This window comes from Bermanella marisrubri (assembly GCF_012295615.1).
Taxonomy (GTDB): Bacteria; Pseudomonadota; Gammaproteobacteria; order Pseudomonadales; family Oceanobacteraceae; genus Bermanella; species Bermanella marisrubri.
Genome location: NZ_CP051183.1, coordinates 1,837,530 through 1,859,969, shown reverse-complemented (window position 1 = coordinate 1,859,969; position 22,440 = coordinate 1,837,530). Strand labels below are relative to the sequence as shown.

Genomic DNA, 22,440 nt, shown 5'->3' with positions numbered 1-22,440 from the left:
AGTATAAAGGAAATAGGCGGGTAGAAACAAAAAAACGCCCCATAGGGGCGTTTTGAATAACGAGTTATTCGTCCATTGCACCGATAAGGTGTAAAAGACTAGTAAACAGGTTGTAGATCGTTAGGTATAGACCAACTGTTGCCATGATGTAGTTGGTTTCACCGCCGTTAACGATACGGCTAGTATCGAAAAGGATGAAGCCAGACATTAGTAAAACCACAGCCGCCGAGATGGCTAGAGAGAACGCAGAAACGTCTACACCAAAGCCCCAGCTTGCGATCATGGCACCAATAGCACCTACAATTACGACCATAAGGCCTGCGAATAGGAAACCGCCCATGAAGCTAAAGTCTTTCTTGGTCGTCGTCACGTAAGCGGACAAAGAAAGGAAAATGGCAGCGGTACCGCCCAGCGCTTGCATTACGATGCTGCTACCGTTTGGTAGGGCAAGGTAGTGGTTAAGCATGGGACCTAATGATGCGCCTAGCAGGCCTGTGAATAGGAAAACAACAGGTAGGCCCATTGCTGAGTTAGCAACACGCGGTAATACAAACCAGACAATGGCAAGAGATGCCAGCATCATGATTAACGCAGCACTATGACTTAAGTTCATAGCCATGCTCGCGCCAGCGGTTAGAGCGCTGAACACAAGGGTCATGCTGAGTAGCAAATACGTGTTACGCAATACCTTGTTGGTATCAACCGATTGGGCACTTGCGTGCTGTGTATATACTTGTGGGTCCATTTTTGGCTCCATTATTAATGAATCAATCCGTCTACACGTGATAATAGGGCTGTGGCACAGAATTTCAACCACTATTTATCTAGTGTTATTACAAAGCATTTAGAGGCTTATTTTGCTCAAAAAATCCCCTAAGTCATTAAAATTTAAGATTTTTTCGTTTTTAAGGTTGACTCTGGCGCTATCACTAGTAATATACGCATCGCTCACAGCGGAGGGGTGGCTGAGTGGTCGAAAGCACCGGTCTTGAAAACCGGCGACGGCTAATACCCGTCCGAGAGTTCGAATCTCTCCTCCTCCGCCATTTAATTCTAAAAAGCCAGATACTCTGAAAAAGAGATCTGGCTTTTTTTATGCCTGTAAAGATCAATTTGGTCGCTCAACACCTTTTATGTATCCGCTATTATAAGGAGAAATATATCTTTGGATGCAGTCGTGCGACGTCGAACTTTTCTTAAAGCCAGTGCAGCACTTGGAGTGAATACGCTAGTTTCTCGCAGTATTGCTGCTGATGGACTCAAAAAACCTCGATTCCGTATGCCGGAGGAAGCAATGCTCCATGCCAAGACTTGGTTTGCTTTCGGTGCTCAAAAGTCGATTTGGGGTGGTCGATTGCTACCTGTAGTTCAAAAAAATCTTGTAGATATCATTAATCGAGTTGCCTTGTATGAGCCTGTCTCGGTACTGGTTGATCCTCTATCTAAACCGATCGCAACGAAATTGCTTACCGGTGACGCTGTTTTAATTGATTGTCCGATGGATGATATATGGATCAGAGATACGGGGCCTTTATTTGTCGAAGGGATCGATTTGGAGGGGCAGTTTGGTGTTGATTTTAATTTTAATGGTTGGGGTGATAAGCAGGACCATGATAGAGATGGGGCTATAGCGGGGAAAATTCTTAACCAAGTAAATGTGGGTTTGGCTGGTACCTTCCTAGTGATCGAAGGTGGTGCGATAGAAGTTGATGGTGCCGGTACCGGTATATTCACAGAGAGCTGTATTTTGAATAATAATCGCAACCCTGGTCTTTCCAAGCTTGAATGTGAAAAAGAGCTTAAGCGGATTCTGGGTTTGGAAAATATTATCTGGCTGCCAGGTATAGCGGGTATGGATATCACAGATGGTCACACAGACTTTTATGCTCGATTTGTAGAGCCTGGTGTTGTGATTGCTGCATATGATTCGGATCCCAATTCATTCGATCATGATGTGACAAAAGCGCATTTGGAAATTTTAAATCAAACGGTAGATGCTCGCGGACGCAAGTTGGATGTTCGCGTTTTAGAGACGCCTTGGGATGTTCGAACTCGATATTTAACTGATGATTTTGCGGCGGGTTATGTGAATTATTACGTGTGCAATGGCGCAGTCATGATGCCAGAGTTTGGTGATAAAAAAGCCGATGAGCGCGCTAAATCCATTTTGCAGGCGTCGTATCCAGATCGAATCATTGAGCAAATAAATATCGATGGAATAGTAGCAGGTGGTGGCGGAATCCATTGTGTAACTCAGCAGCAACCAGCTTAATTTTATTTTCACTTTTCAATAAAGCAATAATTAGAGTTTGTTCAATGCAGGTTTGAAAGTAAGTGTTTTCTGCAGAGAACCTTTTAATCTGCGAGCATAAAAAAAGCGACCCGAAGGTCGCTTCTTTTAAACACTTTTCAGTAAAACAATAATCAAGCGTTGTTGAATGTGGGCTGGAAGGTAAGTGTTTTTCGCAGTGTAGCCTTTTGACTTATAAGCATAAAAAAAGGCCCCCGAAGGGACCTCTTTCATAACACTTTTCAGTAAAACAACGATTAGATGTTGTTGAACTGGTTAGAAGTGTTTTTCGCACCGCCAGCTTTAAGTGCACGATCACCAGCGTAGTATTCTTTGTGATCATCACCTAGGTCAGAACCAGCCATGTTTTGGTGTTTAACACAAGCGATACCTTTACGGATCTCTTGACGTTGAACGCCTTCAACATAACCAAGCATGCCTTGCTCACCGAAGTACTCTTGAGCTAGTGCGTCTACAGATAGAGCAGTAGTGTGGTAAGTCGGTAGAGTGATTAGGTGGTGGAATACGTTCGCTTCGCGAGAAGTATCTGCTTGGAAGGTCTTAACGCGAGCGTCAGCTTCAGCAGCTAGTTCAGAATCGTCGTACTCAGCAGACATTAGACGGTCACGATCGTAACCAGAAACGTCTTTACCAGCTTCAACCCAAGCGTCGTATGCTTGTTGACGGAAGTTTAGAGTCCAGTTGAAAGATGGAGAGTTGTTGTAAACTAGTTTCGCATCTGGGTGTACTTTGCGAACTTCGTCCATCATGCCTTTGATCTCGTGTACAGTTGGAACTGCAGTTTCGATCCAAAGAAGGTCAGCACCAGCATTGATAGCTTCGATACAGTCGAATACACAACGCTCGTGGCCAGTACCTTGACGGAATTGGTATAGACCAGAAGCAAGACGCTTAGGACGAACAAGCTTGCCGTTACGGCTAATTAGAACGTCACCTTCTTTAGTGTCTTCTGCAGCAACTTCTTCAACGTCTAGGTAAGAGTTGTAGATGTCACCTTGGTCGCCCGGCTCGTTTACTACAGCGATTTCTTTAGTTAGGCCAGCACCTTCAGAGTCAGTACGAGCAACGATAACACCGTCATCAACGCCTAGCTCAAGGAATGCGTAACGTAGAGCGCGGATTTTCGCGTGGAAATCTTCGTGAGGTACAGTTACTTTACCGTCTTGGTGACCACATTGCTTCTCGTCAGCAACTTGGTTTTCGATTTGTAGTGCACATGCACCCGCTTCGATCATTTGCTTAGCCATTAGGTAAGTCGCTTCAGCGTTACCGAAACCAGCATCGATGTCAGCAATGATAGGTACTACGTGAGTTTCGTAGTTTTCTACTTTGTCTAGGATTTCCTGTTCTTTAGCAGAATCGCCAGCTTCACGAGCAGCGTCTAGCTCACGGAAAAGACCGCCTAGTTCACGAGCGTCAGCTTGACGAAGGAACGTGTATAGTTCTTCAACAAGAGAGGCTACAGCTGTTTTCTCGTGCATAGATTGGTCAGGTAGAGGACCGAACTGAGAACGTAGAGCAGCTACCATCCAACCAGATAGGTATAGGTATTTACGCTCAGTAGAACCGAAGTGCTTTTTGATAGAGATCAGTTTTTGCTGACCTACAAAACCATGCCAGCAGCCTAGAGACTGAGTGTACTTGGTTTTGTCTTTGTCGAACTCAGCCATGTCACGACGCATGATAGCGGCAGTGTACTTAGCGATGTCCAAACCAGTTTGGAAGCGGTTTTGAGCGCGCATGCGAGCAGCGTATTCAGGGTTGATTTGACCCCATGGGCTGCCAGCTTTCTCTTTAAGAGAAGAAACTTGTTTGATGTCGTCTTGATAAGCAGACATATGTCCAATCCTTATTAGCTAGGTTGATGTCGTAAGGCCGTATTAAAAATAGCAGCTTTACAGAGGCTCGCCTCTTAAATGACGTGCGGATCATACGTCTTTTATGATAATTTCTCTAATTTATAGATATTATAATGGGTATTCACCAAGTGAATGCAGGTGTGTGATGGATAGATTTGACCTTAACTTATTGATTTATTTAGATGTTTTGCTCCGTGAAAGGAGTGTTACAAAGGCTGCTCAGAAGCTTGGGATCACCCAGCCAGCAATGAGTAATGGCTTGAAACGGCTAAGGGAGTTGTTCGGCGATCCGCTTTTAGTGCGGACCAGTGATGGCATGAGCGCCACCGAACGAGCTATCGAATTGCAGCCAATGGTGCGTAACATTCTTGCCAATGTTGATAGTGCTGTGCAGCCCACGGGTATCTTTGATGCGCAAACCTCGGGCAGGGTGTTCCGTATAATGGTAAGTGATTATGCAGAAGCAACCTTAGTTCCTGCTTTAGTAAAGCGTCTGCGACGAGAAGCCCCAGGGATTATTCTGGATTTTTTAACACCGTCCGATGTCACATACAAAGACGTAGAGCAAGGCAAGGTTGATATGGCGATCAACCGGTTTGATGAATTACCGCAGTCATTTCATCAAAAGACACTTTGGAGAGATGGTTTTTCCTGTCTTTATAATCCAGACAATCCAGATCTGAACGACCTTAATTTACAAACGTATCTAAGAGCGAATCATATATGGGTGAGTAAAACCGGTATGGGTGTAGGTACAGGGGTTAACCCCAGCAAAGACAAGGCGGTGCAGTTGGGTTGGGTTGATGAGGCATTGGCTGCAGCAGGCTACAAACGCAATATCAGTGTGTTCACACGACACTATCAGATGCCTGCATTGCTCGCCATGAATAATGATTTGGTTGCTACGCTGCCGACACGTGTGGCGCGAATGCAAGCTCAAGCTGGGGATTTGGCTATTGTTGATGTTCCCTTTGATGTGCCACCATTCGAGCTTAAAATGGCTTGGAGCCCGCTGTTGCATCAAAATCCGCCTCATCGTTGGATGCGGGCTCTGATAACTGAAGAATCTGAAAAAATAGCAGCCGAATATAGTTGCTAGTGATAATAAGAAAAATAGGTATTAGGTACACGTTATGCGCATTCTTACGTTAGTTATCTCTCTGGTGTTTTTCGCTGGGTGTGACAACTCAACAAATATCAATAATGGTGAGCCAGAGCCCATTACCATAAAAGGTACGGTATTGGGCGGACATCTAGACAATGCACAGCTCAAAATTGTTGGTGTTGATGCCTATGGGCAACCTCAGCGAAATGACGCTGGAGAGTACTTTGGTGAGTCACAAATAATTAATGACGGACGTTTTGAGGCTAAATTCTCTGGAAGCTATGAAGGTTCTTTGTTTCTTGTGGCTTTACCTCCCGAGGATGGTAATGCTCGCATACGCTGTCTTGTAAATGACGGCTGTACAAATGGAGCCAACAAAGTTGCCAAAGGAGAGTGGTATGAAGCACCACAAGATTTTGAGCTTTGGGCTGCAGTGAACGATGCGCAGCGCTTGGAAGGTCAGTCAATTCACTTGTCATTAGCATCTCACATGGGAGCACGTTTAGCGTTCGCCCAGTTTGTTGGTGATGGTACCACACCATGTTCAAGCAATAGCTGTAATCCGGATACATGGCGAAATGCTCTTATGACACCGCAAACAATTCACAACGCAAATTCAGTTGTGCAGAGGCTATTCTCGTTGCAATCTGGTTTTCCTGTTTTTGTTGAGTCTTTCGATGGGTTATCCAGTACGAATATCCAGGACTCCGTAGTGGCAGAAGATCAAGTTCGCGTGGGATTGGCAAACTATTCATTGCTAAAAAATAGAGAAGTTCGAAATGAATCATTCACGCAAACTTTAGCATGGATTGTTGAAAGCTCGTTTTTAGAAAATTTTGGTCAATTGATTGAGCGTGATACTGGTAACCAAGTTTGGGATCTCGCTACTTATTATCAGGATGCCATTGATTTTGATGCGCAAGGTAATAGCAGTATTTTATCTGCTCAAACCAATATGGCGACTCAGCAATCGAATTTACGGGATGATGCACAAACAAATGCGGAAGGGGATGACTATTCTGCCGATTTGGTAGACAAAGTGTCTGGAGCCAAGACTCTGATGGCGAATACGCAAGCCTGGATTGAGAATATGGAGTACTCCGCTGTTGATCGCTATAGCCAGTTCTTCGGAGCGGAGTTTGCTCAAGAAATTATTGATGCCGAGAATAAATGGGATGAAGTGAAGTATTTATTGGGGCCCAATCTAAAGTCGCTTTTTTTGCCGTTCGTGGAGTTGATGCATTACGGCTTAAGCTGTGAATTAGGTGGATGCGATGCAAGCAGATTGAATGTGCTGGATGTTAATAGCGTTGCAGTTGATTCCATAGAAAATACTTATTCATATAGTAATAATGGAGTCGAAATCCAAGCCGCTTTTTCTCAGTCAGTTGCAAGCGGTAGTCAAACAAAGTTTTCCATTGACGTGTCGTCACAAATCGAAACAACCTCTGGTGTCGTTAATTTTGAAGCAGTAGATGGTATCGGTCCTGCGATATCCCTTGCGCTAAATGGTGCCAATGAGGCGGAAGCGATTGCTTTAACCATTCCCAAAATGGTGATTAATGCAAAAACAGTTGCGCCACGAAAAGTGATTGCTGAAGAGGTCGTTATAGGTTTGACCGGCGTTAAGGATGTGACACTGACAGATCCCGAAATGCGATACAATTTATCGAGTATCTCTCTGCCAATCGATTTTGTTTTTGGAGAGGGAAGTGGTGCAGAGAAGCTAGAGGCTCGCGTTAATATAGAAAGCAGCAATGCTAACGCTCATTACCCCGCACAACAATGGCCTGATCTTGATATTGTGATAAATAAGACGGCTTTTAAAAACTACGCTGTCTTCGAGAGTGAATCATCCGGTTTGGCTCAGTCAAACACAGAGTTGGCTGGTTTTCTAAATTTACCTAGCGATATGGCATCACTTTCCGAAGTATTAAGTGACGGTATTTCTTATGATGAAGTTGATTCGTTGGCTGCCGTACCTTCTGATATTGTTAGTATTTTCAATATAAATTCGAGTGAGTTTTCTGGTTATGCGGAGCTAGAATACTTTGGTGATAAGACAGCTGTTATCGTATTAAATGATACTACTGAGAATGTAGCTGCACGTTGTGTAAAGAGTGCTGGAGAGTGGGCCTGTACAGATCTTATTAGTGTGTCGTCTCTAGGTTGTGGTTCCGAATTTGGTAAAGATTCTGCTAGTGTTAATGAGACTATGAACTTTTTACGTTCGCAAGGCTGTCTTGATCAAGTAACCATACAAGGTCGTGGTGTTTACGATATTCAATACACTGGAGAATTAAATGATGGTGACAGCTTTGACTTGAATTTAAACCAGCCTTATTACCTCGGCATGCAGACCTTGAATGCAACTTTGACGACACGCTTTAAGGATGGAAGTGAAGATAGACCTATTGGCTTGATGACGCTGCGTGGTGCTGTATTGTCGCCAGACGAAGTATCAATTGGAATGTCGATTACGGATCAGTATCTGCCTACAGCTAACCCATTGCAACTCTTTCCCGTGGGTGAGAAAACGCTATGGATCGCCGTTGGTGGAACGCCTTCTGATGTGCAGCGCGATGCCGTTATCTTTTATGTGCAAAACGACACAATTACCATCGCGATTAACATATTTAACTACACCAATAACGACATAGACCCTAATCAAGATAAACCTCTTGGCTTTATACGCTACGCTGGTGAGTTGTTAGGCAGCATTTCTAAAGAAGGGGACTTGTACATCGTTCGCTACGTGGATGGTTCGTGGCAAATTATTTAGTCTTCTTTTTTGTCGTGTCTCTTATTGCACCATCTGTTTTCGCGGAGCGCATCAGTGCTTATGCAAAGATGAGGCTAGCGTCTCCTGTGTTGGATATCGGCGATGTAGATGGCGATTGGTCATTGGTCGATGACGGCAGGATGATTCAGGGCGGGGCTCGCATTGGTTCCGCTTGGCATTTTTCATCCCTATGGACCCTTAGTGTTGAGCAGCGCGCCGACTACATTGTTCATTTCTCAGAGGAGACTGCTCAATTTTACTCTGCATTGGAGAATAATCAGATAGAGCCTGGTATTTATCCTTTGTCTTTAAATGTAAAGGCGGTAAAGGCAAATGGGCTTGCACTGAGTAAAAGCTGGCTGTTAGGTCATGCTTCAAGATTGGAGTTGTCGGTGAATCTTTATGAGGGGCTAAGGGTTCAATCTGGCAGATTGACGGGGCAAGGCTCGGTTAGTGAGCAAGGTGCTGTTCGTTATGATTATCAGATTGATTATGGATATGATGAAAATCGCTTGTTAGATAGCCCTCGGAATTCAGTGACAGGTTGGGGACATGGCCTGGATATTCACTATAAGGCTAGATTTAATCGTTGGTCATTTGATCTTGCCTTTAACGACTTGCTCTATCGCTATTACTGGAGAGCGCCTCGGGATAAAGGTTGTTTATCCCGGCCACTGAAACCTGATTGCAGCGTTCAATCCCTTGATAGAGAGTGGCGTCAGTCGATCCCCCACACTCATGAAGGGCAGTTGCAATATCATTTGTCTAGAGATCTCGATAAGCCGGTCCCTTCATTGCTGTACGACTGGCAATACTGGGGACGTTTTGAGTCTCATTCTTTTGGGGTCAAACAAGGTAGTTTTTCAGTTCAGTACGAGTTCACAAAAAAAATACTAGGTTTCGCCTATCAATCTGACTGGCTAGCGGTAAAATGGCAGTTTGATGAGGTCGAGCTATCTCGGGCTCGATATTGGCAGCTAAATGCCAACCTAAGTTGGCCCATTATATGATTTACGAAAACTACTTCGATTTAAGTAAGCGTCCATTTTCAATTGCGCCGAATCCACATTTTTTATTTGCTCAAGGGCAGTATCGTGAAGCTATGGCGGCGCTGGAATTTGCTATGGTGCATCGAGGTGGATTTGTTTTACTTACTGGCGAGGTTGGTACAGGTAAAACCACGCTATGTAAGCATCTTCTGCAGCATATTCCTGAAGATACTGAGTTGGCGCTAATACTTCACCCTCAGCTAGATAGAATTCAACTTCTTAGATTAATTTGTAGAGAATTTGACTTGCAGGTTACTGATAGTGCAAACGAGTTGGAGTTGATTGAACAGCTAACTGAATTTTTATTAAGTGTATACGCAAAGGGTGGATACAGTGTATTAATTATTGACGAAGCTCAACATCTTGATTTTGAAGTGTTAGAGCTCATTCGGTTACTCACTAATCTTGAAACTCATGAAGACAAGCTTCTGCAAATAATTCTGCTGGGACAGCCTGAGCTAAAAACTCGCTTGGAACGCCACGACCTCCGACAGTTGAATCAAAGGTTTACTGCTAGATATCACCTGAAGCCACTGAGCCCGCGGCAGGTATCTGAATATGTTGACTATCGGATACAAGTAGCTGGAAGTCGCAAGCGTCTGTTTAGTGGTTTGGCGTTGCGCCAGCTGGCTAAGTACAGCGGCGGCGTACCACGTTTGATTAACGTGATCGCGGATCGCAGTTTGATGGGCGCATACGCGGAAGAGCGCCAAGTTGTTTCTGCAGGGATCGTAAAGCGGGCAGCGAAAGAGGTGTTGCCTGAAGCAACGAAAAAGCCCTTATTGAATCTTTCTATCTCTAAACAAATTGCATTACCTTTTTTGGTTATTTTAATGATTGCTGGATTGTTTTTGTACGGGCAAGCACCTCTATTTAATAGAATTTCGATGGTTAGCTGGTTCGATATCGAAAAACCTGAATGTGAGGAGTGCTGGCAGGGAATGCTGCCTGCTTCTTTGATAGATGAAAATGATTGGGTTAAGCAAGGTGGTGATTGGCAGTTGCTTGTCGATAAGCCGGCTGCAACAGCATTGGTCTATACAGAGCTGTCATGGCCATTTGCCTTTCCCAAATCAGTTGTTGTTGAACCAAACGAATATCATGAAGCGGTTAGCTGGGTTAGACAATCGTTAATTCAATTACAAGGTCAGGCTTCCTTGGCTGATGATTGGGAGGTTATACGTCCAGCTAATAGTGCTCAAATAAGAAGGAATTTTTTTGATCCACTACTAGAGGATCAGGTTCGTCAGTTTCAATCTGATTATGCCTTGCGTGTCGATGGTATCATTGGTTCTCAAACCATAATGGCCTTATCTCGAGCGACTCGCCGCACAAAAAACACAGGTGGTTGATTGGTATGTCATATTTATTAAAGGCTTTGGAAAAAGCGCAGAAAGAGAGAGAGGCTGGCACCGAAAAACAAACTCAATTTACTCAACAACGAAACTCAGCGACCATACCTTGGTGGTTGGTTGTATGCATATTATTGGTTTTGTTTGTAACCGTTTTACAGGTTTTTGGTGTTTTTACTTTGGTTAATGACGAGTCCGGTAGCGAAGCTTTAAATGTGTTCCCTGTTGTTGAGACTGTCCCTCATCACCAAGGGCTATCCGATGCCCAGAGCACACATAAAGAGTCTAAAGCGGGTCTGCAAATAGACAAAATATACACGCTCATGGAGCTTGATCCTCAACAGCTTGCGCTGTTGCCTTCACTAGAACTGCAAAGTCATATTTATTCTCCTCGGGCTGAGATGCGTTCAGTGATTATTAATGATCGGAACTATACAGAGGGCGATTTGTTATCCGCCAACGTAGGTTTGAAAGAGATCACCCCGAAAGGCATTGTTTTAACGGTTGATGAAATTAAAGTGTATCTGGATAAAGGCATTACCTGGGTGGCAAAATAAACGATGTTAAGCAGTCACGCGAAAGAGACCATTCAAAGGGCTTATAGTCAATTTTTAGAAGCACGATCATTGAAGCCACGTTACGGCCAAAAACAAATGATTGCTGCTATCGCCAAAACACTGGGTGGCATTCAATCCGATGATGAAGGAAAGCGAGTCAACGACAAGCAAGTGTGTGTTGTGGAGGCGGGCACTGGTACTGGTAAAACACTAGCATACTTACTATCTACGATTCCTTTGGCTGAGGACTTGAATAAAAAAATCATAGTCTCTACCGCGACAGTTGCCCTGCAAGAACAGCTCATCAGTAAAGATTTACCGGATGTTGCAAAATACAGTGGACTGGAATTTCGCTATGCATTGGCGAAAGGTCGAGGCAGATACTTGTGTGTGCATAAACTGGATCAAGAGTTAAAGGATCAGCGAATGCAAGACGCATCTATGGATATGTTTGGCGGTGCCGATGCAACAGATGATCAAAAAGGCCTGTTTCAGAAGTTCCTAGATGAATTTTTAACTGGACGCTGGGATGGTGATCGCGACAACTGGCCCGAAACCATTGAGTACGAAGATTGGTCAATGGTTACGGCGACTCACAGGGAATGCTCAAATCGTCGCTGTCCTCATTTCAATGCTTGCCCTTTTTTTACGGCAAGAAAATCTTTGGAAGATGCAGAAGTAATTGTCGCAAATCACGACTTGGTTATGGCGGATATCAGTTTAGGTGGTGGTGCCATTTTGCCAGAGCCAGCACAAAGTATATATGTGTTTGACGAAGGCCATCATTTGCCGGATAAGGCGATAAGTCATTTTGCTGGCCAAGTTAAATTAAACCAAGAAGAAAACTTGCTGAAGCAAATTAGTAAGGCGGTAGATACTCTTGGTAAACAGTGTGGAACACCCATGGGGTTGTTACAGATCGTCACTCAATTCCCTGAAAAAATAGGTGAAATACATAGCCAGCTCGGCTTCGCACGTCATATTATTTTAGATTATTTGGGTGACCAAGCTGAAGTAGAGGGAATCTCAACTCATCGCTTTCGTATGGGGGTTGTACCTGACGCGCTCATCGAGTTGGCTGGGGAGCTAAATAAAACCCATAACAGTTTGTATCAATACATCGATAAGATTGTTGAAGCATTAAAAGCTAGCCTAAATAAAGATGACGGTGAATATCGTCAGGCTGATGCGGAAAGATGGTTCCCAATCATGGGGATGTTGTTGGCTCGCTTGGAAATGGCAGGCTTGTTATGGTTAAGCTTTGCCCAACAGGATCACGAGGATAATGTACCTACCGCTCGGTGGTTGCAGCGACTTATTACTGAATACGAAGATGATATCGCACTGTATAGTTCACCAATATTGGCTGCCGAGCTACTAGCAAAAAATTTATGGAGTCGCTGTTATGGAGCTGTAGTTACATCTGCTACTTTGACGGCTTTGGGTCGCTTCGATCGATTGAGGATGAAAGCCGGTATTGCTAAAGATAACTATTTTGAGCGTATTCAAAGTCCGTTTGATTATCCCAATTTAGGTGAGATTTTGGTGCCTAATGACGCTGTGGAGCCTGGGCATGGTGATGATTACACGCAGCAGGTTTCTGATCTTTTAGAAAGTCATCTTGATGAAAATGAAAGCACTCTTGTTCTTTTTACAAGTAGACGTCTAATGAATGATGTGAAGTTTCAATTGCCGTTTGATGTTAGCGATCATGTCATCACGCAAGACGAATTTAGCAAGCAAGAAGTGCTCAAGCAACATAGGGATAAAATAGAAGCAGGTTTGCCTAGTTATTTGTTTGGCTTGGCTAGCTTTGCTGAAGGTATCGACCTGCCAGGTGATTTATTGCAGCACGTCATCATTGTGAGGCTGCCGTTTTCGGTGCCCGATGACCCTGTTGATGCCACGCTCGCAGAATGGCTGGAATCAAAAGGGCGCAACCCCTTTATGGAAATCTCTGTTCCAGATGCCAGTGTACGACTAATACAAGCGGTCGGTCGTTTGATTAGAACAGAGCAGGATACAGGCCGTATCACGGTTTTAGACAAGCGTTTAGTCAGTAAGCGTTATGGCAGTCTGCTTTTAGATGGCTTGCCGCCGTTTAGGCGCAATCTTCTGGCTCGCTAAGGCTTTGACCTTTGCTTCGAATCTCGATAGCTTTGGCTAAAAGATAATAAAAAAGAGGTCAGCATGAAAATATACGAGCAAAAAGTGGCACCCAATGCCCGTCGCGTACGCATGTTTTTGGCAGAAAAGGCGCTACTTGATGAAGTTAAGTTTGTTGAGCAGGATTTGCAGGCCGGTGACAACATCACACCTGATTTTCGCCAAAAAAACCCATTGGGAAAAATTCCTGTCTTAGAATTAGATGACGGTACCTACTTATCCGAGTCCATGGCGATCTGTCGTTACTTTGAGGTCTTAAACCCTGAGCCAAACCTTATGGGAGTCACGGCATTGGAACAGGCTATGATCGAAATGTGGCAGCGTCGTTGCGAAATCTACTTTATGAATCAAGTAGGTATGGGGTTTCAGCATACCTCAGGTTTCTTTGCTGATCGTATGACACCAGTTAAAGAATGGGGCGAAGAATGCGTTAAAAACGCTGGCAAGTTTATGGGTTTGCTCAATAAGCACTTAGCAGAATCCGAATACGTTGCTGGAGAGCGTTTTACCGTCGCAGATATCACTGCATTTGTGACTATTGATTTTGCCAGAGTAATTCGTATGCGTATTCCGGAAGAAATGACCAATTTGAAGGCTTGGTACGAGCGGATCAATTCGCGAGACAGTGCAAAAGTCTAAGTTTCAGATCTCGGGCCATTAAATGGACGAATGACATACTGATGTCGTCCGTTGTCTTTCGCTTCATATAAGGCTTCGTCTGCGCTCTTGATTACATCTTTTACAGCGGCTTGCCATTCAATTTTGGGTTTCAAAGTAAAGCATACCCCGCAACTAACAGTAACATGATCTGCAATGCTAGAGTCGCTATGCTCAATGTTTAGGTGATTTACAGCCGCCATAACACTTTAAAGTCGCTCCTCTAATTCATTCTCATTGGCTGACCGATTTACAAAAATAAACTCTTCACCACCATATCTTGCAACAATATCATCAGAGCGTCTTGCAAGGGCGTTAAGTGTGCGAGCAACGGCTGTTAAAGTGTCGTCACCTTTCTGATGGCCATATAGATCGTTGTATTTTTTAAAGAAATCAATGTCGATCATAATGATCGCGACCGGTAGTGATTGCCGGATGCTCGTCCGCCAAATCTTTTCGATCTGTTCGTCCAAGTACTGGCGGTTACGGATGCCTGTCAGGCCATCAGTTTGTGATTCTTGCTAAAGCTTTTCTTGGTAGGCATGTACCTTATCTACTAATTTGTTAAACGATTTCACAAACCCGCGAAACTCGACGATGCGAGTAGCTGTTTTAATGTGTACAAAACGCGAGCGAGCCTCCATTGTTTTTAATTGTAGGAATAGTCGGTTGACGGGTCGCAAGAAGATTATCCAGGCAATAAAGGTAACCACGATGGGTAGGGCTAGGAATGCAGTATGCTAAATATAGTGGTTTCATCCAGTATAAATGGAACGTCTATGCTTTCATGAGTCACTTTAAATGCTGATTGGAAAGGGTTGTTCGGTTCATCGAGTAGCAGGTAGTAGTCTTTATTTAAGGTGCTAATAGCAAATCCTGTCATCGGATTAATGATATGCGAGCCATCAGTAGTAATTGACTCCACACTAATGGGTTTGACTTGTGTTTGTGTCAGTAACTTAATGCGCTGGAATAAGCTATCTGGAAATTTTCTTGCAAACAATAAAATGCCATTACTTGGTTCCTCCTCAAAATTATCCGTTACGGCGTGGCTAGTGTAATAGCCGATCGCTCCATCAATTCTTAGGGTACCGGTTTGCTGTTGTTCGCTTAATAAAAAGTCTATGTCGAGATCTTGTGTTGCTTGCTCGATTGAATCTAGCTGCTTTAGGCCATCGCTGGTTTGAATACCAATGAAATGCGGGGTTTTATCGCGCGCGATAACCACCACAAGATCAAGATGAAGATCTTCAAATGCATAAGGTAGGATGTTTTCAGATAGATAGTGCTCGTTTCTGCCATCAATATAGAAAAACGTATCATTCCAGGCGGCCCAGTCGATGTTTAGCACTTCGAGGTTTCTAAGGTCATTCAGGTAAGAGGAATGGATGGCTTTGAGTTTGTTTTGGTGGTTGATGATCGTAGAATGCTGCAGCTCCGGGATGACCACGTACATCCGATAAAGAACCAAGCCGCCTCCGATGACCATGGCGTAGGTGATTGCTGCAATAAAAACTAAAGCGCGCAGATGCATGTGCACCTCCTTATGCCTTAAGCTTAGCAAGTATCAAGCAGTCAGCGCGCCACCTTTGCGGCTTTTTTCTGATTTTAGTCGGTTCCATACAATTTCGTGGAAGTGGAACGCCACAGTGTTGACCATGGGCTCAACCGCAGCTACAAGCCCACCCACTAGTATATCCCCAGTCAGTATATAGGTAATGCTAAATGCAACTGTGAAGTGCACTGCTGCGAAACTCATCGTCTTCTTCATGTTTCTGTCCTCACTGATTAACTAATAGTCATACTTTAGTGAGAATGACTATCAGTAACAAATAGAAGTTTTAAATGGCACTCATAGTTGCTTTGAATCAGCTCACAAAATTGGTACTTAAGTTTTGGCAAACAGAGAAAGTGACGCACAATATAATAATCATATTAAGGAGTTGTCATATGTTCGCTGCTCAGCTGCCATCCGCTGCATTAGAAATATCAGCCATTAAAAAGGCGTTCATCAGCAATAATCTGCTGCCAGCAGCAAATGATGAGCCTATCTTGAGCAGGGCATCTCAGGAGCATGTTGAGCGAATTCATCGCTGGATTGCTCCACTAGAGTTTCGACTAGGAGTAAAGGCGCGCGTTATCCCGTGTGCTGAAGCGGATTTAGTTGAGGGGGTTGCTGCACAAATAAAGCAGGATCAAGTCGTGCTCCTTGCTAACTGTATTCAGAGTGAGAAGCAGGCATTGGATGTGTTTCGCTTCGCAGCAGTAGGATTGTTAGCTGTTCCTCGATATTTGCAAAAAAAGGATCGTATTGTACGTACAATTTATCAAGGCTTGTCAGACGAGCAAATTGAACTCATAGCGAGCCGCTATGGCATCTCAGGTTCGCAAACTGAAGAGATGGTAGTCAAGTTGTACCTGGCTGAACTTTCGGCATTAGATGTGGAGCCGAGCTTTTTCGAGCGTCGGGATGCGTTCCAGAGGCGACTCGTTCGTCTGGTCTGGCCAAAGCTCGGATGGAAGAGTCATGAATCCCACTATGTCATTTATCGGGCTGCAAAGACCCTTTAGTTGTTCACTTGATTGGAAATGTCTTTCCCTGAATGCTCGGTCGCCAAATACTTAGCAAAACGATCTACATCCATTGGGCGTGCAAAGTGATAGCCTTGACACATATCGCAGTTTAGGTCTTCAAGTATTCTGCGAGTGTGTTCACTTTCTACACCTTCCGCGACTACTGTCATACCCAAGTTGTGTGCCATTTCGATGGCAGTATGGACTAGCACCTGATTTTGTTTGTCTGTTTCTAAATCAAAAATAAATTCCTTGTCGATTTTTAGCTCTTCTGCAGGTAGTTTTTTTAGATAAGCAAGGCTCGAGTAACCTGTACCAAAGTCATCAATGGCAATCTTTACGCCTTGCTCATTGAGAGACCATAGGTTTTCCAGTGCATCTTGTGTGTCACTCATCATTTGGCTCTCGGTGATTTCCAAGACTACATGTCGGCATAGATCTGAAGATTTTTCAAGAAGCACTAATAGGGCTTTTATGAATTTGTCATCTTGCAGATTGAAGGTGCTTATATTAACTGCCATGAAAAGGCTTGGGTTAATTTTGTGTAGGCGTCTAAGTATTTGTAAGCTGCGCTTTATCACCCAGATGCTTAACGCTTGTATCAAGCCACTCCGCTCAGCCATCTCGATAAATTCGTCTGGCATAATTAGCCCAAACTCATTGTGAGGCCAGCGTATTAGAGCCTCTGCACCTATGATATTCTGATGGCGAGTGTCTACAATAGGTTGAAAGTGTAGGTCTAGTGTGTCGTCAGCAATAGCGCGCTTGAGCTCTGTCATCAAGACCAGTCTGCGGCCATCATACGGATCAATATCAGGGTGGTATGCGGCAATATGTGATGTGCATGATTTCGCTGCATCAAGTGCAATGCCGACTTGCCGCATTAGTTTGTCACTCTCTTTTCCAAATTTAGGAAACTCAATGAATGCGAACTGGGGTTCAAGTTCGAGTTCCATTTCGTTGATAGCATATGTTCGATCTACGGCGTCCTTGATCGATTCGATGGTGCGATAAATATTGGTGAACTTAGGATTTAGTAGGAATCCATGAGAGCTGGCACTGAGTGTGGCGGCATAAAATCCTTCTTTATGATCAATGGCTAACGCTAGATTGTTCTCAGCTAACTCAATATTGAGCATCATGGCAAATTTATGAAGTGCTAGATTGCTCATGTCTTTACCCATTGTTTTGTCAATGTCGTTCATTCGTTGCAGATGACAAACTACCAAAACACCGTGCTCATATTGTCTTAATGTGTATTGTAAAAACGTTTCGAAATTGTTGCGGTTAGGGAGTTGTGTGATGGCATCATGAGTAGCAGTGAATAACATGGATTCTTGTAATTTGGCAGAGCGCTTGTTGCTGTCGATGATCGCTTGCTTGGCTGTCAGGCGCGCCTCGCGCTCAATATAGATTCGCCTTGCTAGTGCCAAGCTAAATGTAAATAACTCAAGAGTGGAGCCGATTTGCACGGCGTTGTTGGTAAATCCATTAAAGGGAAGAATACCGAGTTTTGAAAATAAAAAGATGCATGCACCGATGATTAGAAACGACCATGCAATTAAGAAAATATCGCGATCAGGATTCTTTTGCGCGACAAAAACGCCCATGAAAAAACAAGCGGGGATGACCAAAAGCCCGACCAAAACAATACTCTGAATTGCTAGCTGATACCCAATGATCGGCGAAATAACTAAAACCAAGATCGGTGCTGACAGTAATCCTTGTAAGGGCTTTTTGCATGCTCCAGAAGTATTGAGTCTCAGGAACTTTAAGCTGAATAGAGTGGTAAGCAAAATGGTCAACGTGGCGAACACGAGCTGTGACCATTTGTGCACAATGGGCCATTCAGGGTAAACGTATTCAAATAAAACGCCGGACTGAGAAGAGACCAATAACCCTAAGCAAGCAGCATAGCCTGCGTAGGTAATGTAAACCGCTTCTCTCAGGTAGATGAATATCAATAAATTTAACAGCGCAACACTCAGCACAAGGCCAATATAAAGAAACTGAGAGGCATTGATGTCTCGATAGTGTTTTTGGAATCTATTTAAGTCCCACGATATGACTTCCGTTTGGATGGGCGAGTTGCTTTGCAGTCTTACTAAATATGATTGCTCGCTTTGCTGTGGCAGCTCTACTTTCGCGACAAAGTGCGGATGGTCTACGTTGCGCTGATGATAGGGGTAAGTATCACCTGAATGAAATATTAGCTCAGGCTGGTTGTCTGCGATTTTAAACAGCGAGATCTTGTCTAGTAATGGGTACGTGAAATCTATTAGCCGCACAATGTCCTGACTGCTTTCATTGTGTAGATTAAATTTCACCCAGTATGTGGACTGTGTGTAGCCGAAATTCAATGATGGCTGATTGATTTTTCGCCAGTCTTCTAGGTTGAGAGCTTGGGTTTCAGATAGTTCTGACTTAGGGTCTTCTAATACGTCAAATTGCGTCACTAGGTGGCGTTGCTTATGAGAGCTGGCCTGTGCTGTGATACTGAAACTGGTCACAAGGCAGAGCAATAGGATATGGGCTAGCGGTCTAAGGTAGCTATAGAGCATATAGTTATCAAAAACAGTGGTGTATCCAATGAGCTTAGCATAAATACAGGTTTGTCATGTGTTGGCCTAAAGTTCACGAAAGCCTATAATTGCGCCCTTTATTTCATAGATTTAGGTTTAGAAATGACAGTACGTACTCGAGTTGCTCCATCTCCCACTGGTGATCCTCATGTCGGGACTGCCTATATTGCGCTATTTAATTTGGCTTATGCGCGTCAGCATGGTGGTCAATTTCTATTGCGTATTGAAGATACTGATCAAGCTAGAAGCACTGCCGAGTCTGAGCAATCGATCTATGATTCATTGCGTTGGCTTGGTCTTGAGTGGGACGAAGGTCCAGATGTTGGTGGCAGCTGCGGCCCTTATAGGCAGAGTGAGCGTGGTGACATATATAAAGAACACATCAATATCCTGTTAGAGAAAGGACACGCATTTAAGTGTTATCGCACCAACGAAGAATTAGAAGAACTTCGCTCTCAAAAACAAGAACAAGGCGGCTATTCTGCCTTGAAATTCTCTGACTTGCGGTTGTCTGAAGAAGAGCAGGCTAAGCGCGAAGCGGCTGGCGATAGTTATGTCGTCAGGATGCATGTGCCAGAAGAGGGTGTTTGCACGTTTAAAGATGAACTTCGTGGCGAAATAGAAATGGAGTGGGCAATGATCGATTGCCAGATTCTCATGAAGTCTGACGGTATGCCAACCTATCACTTAGCCAATGTGGTTGATGATCATCTTATGGAAATCACCCATGTGATTCGTGGAGAGGAGTGGTTGAGTTCCGCGCCTAAGCATCAATTGCTTTACAAGTATTTCGATTGGCAAATGCCAACATTGATCCACATGCCATTGTTGCGCAACCCTGATAAGTCAAAACTCAGTAAACGAAAAAACCCAACCAGCATTCTTTATTACAAGCGTATGGGCTTCTTGCCCGAAGCGCTGCTTAATTATCTGGGGCGAATGGGTTGGTCTATGCCCGATGAGCGAGAGCAATTTACTCGCGATGAAATGTTTGAGCATTTTGATATTGGTCGAGTTTCTCTTGGTGGGCCAATTTTTGATCAAGAGAAGCTAAGTTGGTTAAACAGCCAGTGGTTACGTGATTTATCTGAAGAAGAGTTTGTGCAGCGTTTCGTCGACTGGGGCTTGGATAAGTCAGCTTTGATGCCGGTTGTTCAGCATGTTCAGCCTCGAGTAGAACGCTTGAGTGATGTTGTACCTTTAACGTCATTTTTATTGTCAGGCATGCTCGATGTTACCGAGCAGCAATTCGAGCACAAGAAAATTGAAAAGGACGAATTGGTCAAATTACTGCAAATGGGGTTATGGCAGCTCGAAGCCATCCGGCATTGGGAAAAGCCTGAGATACAAAAGCGTTTATTTGCTTTGGCAAAAATTAAAGAGTTGAAACCGAAAGAGTTTCTTCAGCCGTTCTTCGTTGCCATTGCAGGAACAACACAGAGCTTTTCAGTGTTGGATAGTATGGAAGTATTGGGTCCAGATATGTCACGAGCGCGAGTTCGTCACGCCATTGAGGTACTTGGCGGTGTATCTAAGAAAGGCATGAAAAAACTGGAAAAAGAATATCGCTCAGTATCAAGCCAAATAGACGAAGCGTTAGCAGAATAAGGTGTAGACCTAATAATGATATCCAACGCGATTAAGCAAAAAGCCCAGCAAATTAAATTGGTTATATTTGATGTAGATGGCGTGTTGACCGACGGTGGTCTTTATTACGGGGCAGAAGGTGAGGCTTTTAAACGCTTCAATGTGAAAGATGGCGTTGGGTTGAAACTTTTACAGCAAACGGGGTTTTCCGTTGCCATTATAAGTGCCAAAGACTCTGCACCGTTAAAGAAACGCATCAAGGATCTGCAAATTGTGCATGCGGTTTTGGGTTGTAAAGACAAATTAGAAGCCGCGACGGGCCTTGCAGAAAAACTCGGCATTACAATGGATGAAGTTGCCTTTTGTGGTGATGACATGGTTGATCTCAAAGTAATGGCTAAAGCAGGTTTATCCATTGCTCCTAAAGACGCTTACCATATGGTTGCAGATGTAGCGGACTGGACCACAGAGTCCCTTGGCGGCCAAGGCGTAGCGCGTGAGGTTGCGGATGTATTGATTGCAGTCAATGGTTCGTTAAAAGAGGCTTACATCGCAACCATGTTGCCGGAATTTGAATCTTCGAACTATCTAGACTCCATTAAGGAATAAACATTGTCAGATTATAAAATCGTCATTCCAGCACGCTATGGATCATCTCGATTACCAGGTAAGCCTTTAATTAAGCTTAAGGGTAAGTCTATGATTCAGCACGTTTACGAGCGTGCGCTTGATACAGGTGTTGCTGATATTATTGTTGCTACGGATGATGATCGCATTAAACAAGAAGCGGAATCGTTTGGCGCGCAAGTAGTTATGACTTCTGTGGATCACGAAAACGGTACAGAAAGAATTGCAGAGGTGGCCCGAAAACTAAAGTGGGGGGATGATGAGATTGTCGTGAATCTTCAAGGAGATGAGCCTTTAATACCTAAGTCTCTCATTGAAATAACTGCGAAAGGACTAATGGATCATTCTGATGCGGGTATGGCTTCTATATGCACACCCTTGTCAGATGCAGAAGACGGATTTGACCCCAATGTTGTAAAAGTGGTGCTCGATAGTCGTGGAATGGCGATGTATTTTAGTCGAGCGCCAATTCCATGGGATCGCGATTTATATGCCAAGTCTAAGGATGCACTAACGGATGCCATGCCTGTGTATCGTCATATTGGAATGTACGGCTACCGTGTTGGGTTTCTTAATCAATACACTCAAATGTCCTCGTCACAAATCGAGCAGGTGGAAAGCCTTGAGCAGCTTCGGGCTTTGTACCACGGTGTTAAAATTCATATGAGTGTTATTGATGAGCCCCCTGGTCACGGTATCGACACTCCTGACGATGTTGCACGAGTTGAGTCGTTACTTGGTGCATTAGAGTAAGCTCAACTGATTCGCGGCATTTAACTCACTGAATTCTGAAATCCAAGTCAGCGTGACATTGTTGCGCAGAGCGATGAGTTCTAGCTTTTGCTTTTGTAGGCTATGAAAGCGACTCTTGGGTAGTCTGATTGACTTGTAGAAGCCGGTTTCGATGGCAGACTCAATAGCGGTTACCGTCACATCCCAGTCTTTAGGGTGTAGTAGTAGTGTACGGTTTTTCTCTTCAGGCTGAGACAATCTCAGTTGTTTTAAGTCTGACGAGCTCGGCGAAACCCAGAGCGCCCAAGCTGCTTGATTGTTAGAGCCTTGAAATGTGCTTGCTGTATTCATATGACACCTTGATTTGATACTGTAGGCATGCTGTATATCCAAACAGTACTGTATTAATGATCAGGTGTAAAGTATTGCTTTGTTGAAAATTTAGACTGATTTAGCCAAAAACCTAGGGGAACAGGTAAAAACTGCTTGATTACCTGTGT

Annotated in this window: 18 protein-coding genes, 1 tRNA gene and 1 pseudogene; 13 read left to right on the top strand and 7 right to left on the bottom strand. The window is 44.0% G+C overall.

What is annotated here, in order from left to right:
- Positions 1–64 precede the first annotated feature (64 nt).
- Positions 65–745: a Bax inhibitor-1/YccA family protein gene (locus HF888_RS08505; RefSeq protein WP_007016884.1), complete on the bottom strand. Its 681-nt coding sequence runs from the start codon at positions 743–745 to the stop codon at positions 65–67.
- A gap of 210 nt (positions 746–955) precedes the next feature.
- Between HF888_RS08505 and HF888_RS08500 the strand changes: the two genes are divergently transcribed.
- Together HF888_RS08500 and HF888_RS08495 are read left to right on the top strand one after the other, a co-directional pair.
- Positions 956–1,046: transfer RNA gene (locus HF888_RS08500), tRNA-Ser, on the top strand.
- A gap of 131 nt (positions 1,047–1,177) precedes the next feature.
- The gene (locus tag HF888_RS08495; RefSeq protein WP_168367061.1) at positions 1,178–2,272 is read left to right on the top strand and encodes an agmatine deiminase family protein; all 1,095 of its coding nucleotides are present in this window, start codon (positions 1,178–1,180) and stop codon (positions 2,270–2,272) included.
- Positions 2,273–2,547: 275 nt separating this feature from the next.
- On the opposite strand, the gene HF888_RS08490 is transcribed toward HF888_RS08495, so the two are convergent.
- Positions 2,548–4,149: an isocitrate lyase gene (locus tag HF888_RS08490; protein WP_168367060.1), complete on the bottom strand. Its 1,602-nt coding sequence runs from the start codon at positions 4,147–4,149 to the stop codon at positions 2,548–2,550.
- Between the two features lie 166 nt (positions 4,150–4,315).
- Between HF888_RS08490 and HF888_RS08485 the strand changes: the two genes are divergently transcribed.
- The 7 genes from HF888_RS08485 (at position 4,316) to HF888_RS08455 (ending at position 13,820) form a co-directional block, all read left to right on the top strand.
- Entirely contained in the window at positions 4,316–5,269 is a 954-nt protein-coding gene (locus HF888_RS08485) for a LysR family transcriptional regulator (RefSeq protein ID WP_007016881.1), read from the top strand.
- A gap of 34 nt (positions 5,270–5,303) precedes the next feature.
- Positions 5,304–8,057, top strand: a complete 2,754-nt coding sequence (locus HF888_RS08480; RefSeq protein ID WP_007016880.1) for a hypothetical protein — start codon at positions 5,304–5,306, stop codon at positions 8,055–8,057.
- The gene (locus HF888_RS08475) at positions 8,042–9,067 is read left to right on the top strand and encodes a hypothetical protein (protein WP_007016879.1); all 1,026 of its coding nucleotides are present in this window, start codon (positions 8,042–8,044) and stop codon (positions 9,065–9,067) included. Before HF888_RS08480 ends, HF888_RS08475 begins: the two co-directional genes overlap by 16 nt.
- Complete coding sequence (locus HF888_RS08470) at positions 9,064–10,458, top strand: ExeA family protein (protein WP_007016878.1); 1,395 nt, start codon at positions 9,064–9,066, stop codon at positions 10,456–10,458. Before HF888_RS08475 ends, HF888_RS08470 begins: the two co-directional genes overlap by 4 nt.
- A 5-nt stretch (positions 10,459–10,463) precedes the next feature.
- Entirely contained in the window at positions 10,464–11,015 is a 552-nt protein-coding gene (locus tag HF888_RS08465) for a general secretion pathway protein GspB (RefSeq protein WP_007016877.1), read from the top strand.
- Between the two features lie 3 nt (positions 11,016–11,018).
- A complete protein-coding gene (dinG, locus tag HF888_RS08460) occupies positions 11,019–13,142 on the top strand; it encodes an ATP-dependent DNA helicase DinG (protein WP_007016876.1) in 2,124 nt (707 codons plus the stop codon).
- A gap of 63 nt (positions 13,143–13,205) precedes the next feature.
- Complete coding sequence (locus HF888_RS08455; protein WP_007016875.1) at positions 13,206–13,820, top strand: glutathione S-transferase family protein; 615 nt, start codon at positions 13,206–13,208, stop codon at positions 13,818–13,820.
- Here the strand turns inward: HF888_RS08455 and HF888_RS16625 are convergent.
- From HF888_RS16625 to HF888_RS08435, 3 genes and pseudogenes are all read right to left on the bottom strand, one after another.
- A pseudogene (locus HF888_RS16625) lies at positions 13,817–14,344 on the bottom strand (GGDEF domain-containing protein); the annotation flags it as partial. The gene HF888_RS08455 and the pseudogene HF888_RS16625 sit on opposite strands and share 4 nt — an antisense overlap.
- 218 nt (positions 14,345–14,562) lie before the next feature.
- The gene (locus tag HF888_RS08440) at positions 14,563–15,372 is read right to left on the bottom strand and encodes a CHASE4 domain-containing protein (protein WP_007016872.1); all 810 of its coding nucleotides are present in this window, start codon (positions 15,370–15,372) and stop codon (positions 14,563–14,565) included.
- 33 nt (positions 15,373–15,405) lie between these two features.
- Positions 15,406–15,609, bottom strand: coding sequence for a DUF2061 domain-containing protein (locus HF888_RS08435; RefSeq protein ID WP_007016871.1), 204 nt, complete (start codon positions 15,607–15,609; stop codon positions 15,406–15,408).
- A 179-nt stretch (positions 15,610–15,788) separates the two neighbouring features.
- Here HF888_RS08435 and HF888_RS08430 point away from each other — a divergent pair, with 179 nt between their 5' ends.
- Positions 15,789–16,409 carry a hypothetical protein gene (locus HF888_RS08430; protein WP_133308416.1) on the top strand — a complete coding sequence of 207 codons (621 nt, stop codon included), beginning with the start codon at positions 15,789–15,791 and terminating at the stop codon, positions 16,407–16,409.
- Here HF888_RS08430 and HF888_RS08425 read toward each other — a convergent pair.
- Entirely contained in the window at positions 16,406–18,922 is a 2,517-nt protein-coding gene (locus HF888_RS08425; protein WP_007016869.1) for an EAL domain-containing protein, read from the bottom strand. The two genes, HF888_RS08430 and HF888_RS08425, sit on opposite strands and share 4 nt — an antisense overlap.
- A 174-nt stretch (positions 18,923–19,096) precedes the next feature.
- Here HF888_RS08425 and gltX point away from each other — a divergent pair, with 174 nt between their 5' ends.
- The 3 genes from gltX to kdsB are packed head-to-tail and all read left to right on the top strand — an operon-like array spanning position 19,097 to position 21,961.
- Positions 19,097–20,602, top strand: coding sequence for a glutamate--tRNA ligase (gene gltX / locus HF888_RS08420; protein WP_007016868.1), 1,506 nt, complete (start codon positions 19,097–19,099; stop codon positions 20,600–20,602).
- Positions 20,603–20,617: 15 nt separating this feature from the next.
- Complete coding sequence (locus tag HF888_RS08415) at positions 20,618–21,190, top strand: KdsC family phosphatase (RefSeq protein ID WP_007016867.1); 573 nt, start codon at positions 20,618–20,620, stop codon at positions 21,188–21,190.
- Between the two features lie 3 nt (positions 21,191–21,193).
- Positions 21,194–21,961 carry a 3-deoxy-manno-octulosonate cytidylyltransferase gene (gene kdsB / locus HF888_RS08410; RefSeq protein ID WP_007016866.1) on the top strand — a complete coding sequence of 256 codons (768 nt, stop codon included), beginning with the start codon at positions 21,194–21,196 and terminating at the stop codon, positions 21,959–21,961.
- On the opposite strand, the gene HF888_RS08405 is transcribed toward kdsB, so the two are convergent.
- A complete protein-coding gene (locus tag HF888_RS08405) occupies positions 21,953–22,291 on the bottom strand; it encodes a hypothetical protein (protein WP_007016865.1) in 339 nt (112 codons plus the stop codon). The genes kdsB and HF888_RS08405 overlap by 9 nt on opposite strands.
- Positions 22,292–22,440: the final 149 nt, after the last annotated feature.

What these genes read in the sequence shown, in the direction of transcription:
- HF888_RS08505 (WP_007016884.1), bottom strand. Translation starts at nt 745, where the DNA reads ATGGACCCACAAGTATATACACAGCACGCAAGTGCCCAATCGGTTGAT.
- HF888_RS08490 (WP_168367060.1), bottom strand. Translation starts at nt 4,149, where the DNA reads ATGTCTGCTTATCAAGACGACATCAAACAAGTTTCTTCTCTTAAAGAG.
- HF888_RS08485 (WP_007016881.1), top strand. Translation starts at nt 4,316, where the DNA reads ATGGATAGATTTGACCTTAACTTATTGATTTATTTAGATGTTTTGCTC.
- HF888_RS08480 (WP_007016880.1), top strand. Translation starts at nt 5,304, where the DNA reads ATGCGCATTCTTACGTTAGTTATCTCTCTGGTGTTTTTCGCTGGGTGT.
- HF888_RS08470 (WP_007016878.1), top strand. Translation starts at nt 9,064, where the DNA reads ATGATTTACGAAAACTACTTCGATTTAAGTAAGCGTCCATTTTCAATT.
- HF888_RS08465 (WP_007016877.1), top strand. Translation starts at nt 10,464, where the DNA reads ATGTCATATTTATTAAAGGCTTTGGAAAAAGCGCAGAAAGAGAGAGAG.
- dinG (WP_007016876.1), top strand. Translation starts at nt 11,019, where the DNA reads ATGTTAAGCAGTCACGCGAAAGAGACCATTCAAAGGGCTTATAGTCAA.
- HF888_RS08455 (WP_007016875.1), top strand. Translation starts at nt 13,206, where the DNA reads ATGAAAATATACGAGCAAAAAGTGGCACCCAATGCCCGTCGCGTACGC.
- HF888_RS08440 (WP_007016872.1), bottom strand. Translation starts at nt 15,372, where the DNA reads ATGCATCTGCGCGCTTTAGTTTTTATTGCAGCAATCACCTACGCCATG.
- HF888_RS08435 (WP_007016871.1), bottom strand. Translation starts at nt 15,609, where the DNA reads ATGAAGAAGACGATGAGTTTCGCAGCAGTGCACTTCACAGTTGCATTT.
- HF888_RS08430 (WP_133308416.1), top strand. Translation starts at nt 15,789, where the DNA reads ATGTTCGCTGCTCAGCTGCCATCCGCTGCATTAGAAATATCAGCCATT.
- gltX (WP_007016868.1), top strand. Translation starts at nt 19,097, where the DNA reads ATGACAGTACGTACTCGAGTTGCTCCATCTCCCACTGGTGATCCTCAT.
- HF888_RS08415 (WP_007016867.1), top strand. Translation starts at nt 20,618, where the DNA reads ATGATATCCAACGCGATTAAGCAAAAAGCCCAGCAAATTAAATTGGTT.
- HF888_RS08405 (WP_007016865.1), bottom strand. Translation starts at nt 22,291, where the DNA reads ATGAATACAGCAAGCACATTTCAAGGCTCTAACAATCAAGCAGCTTGG.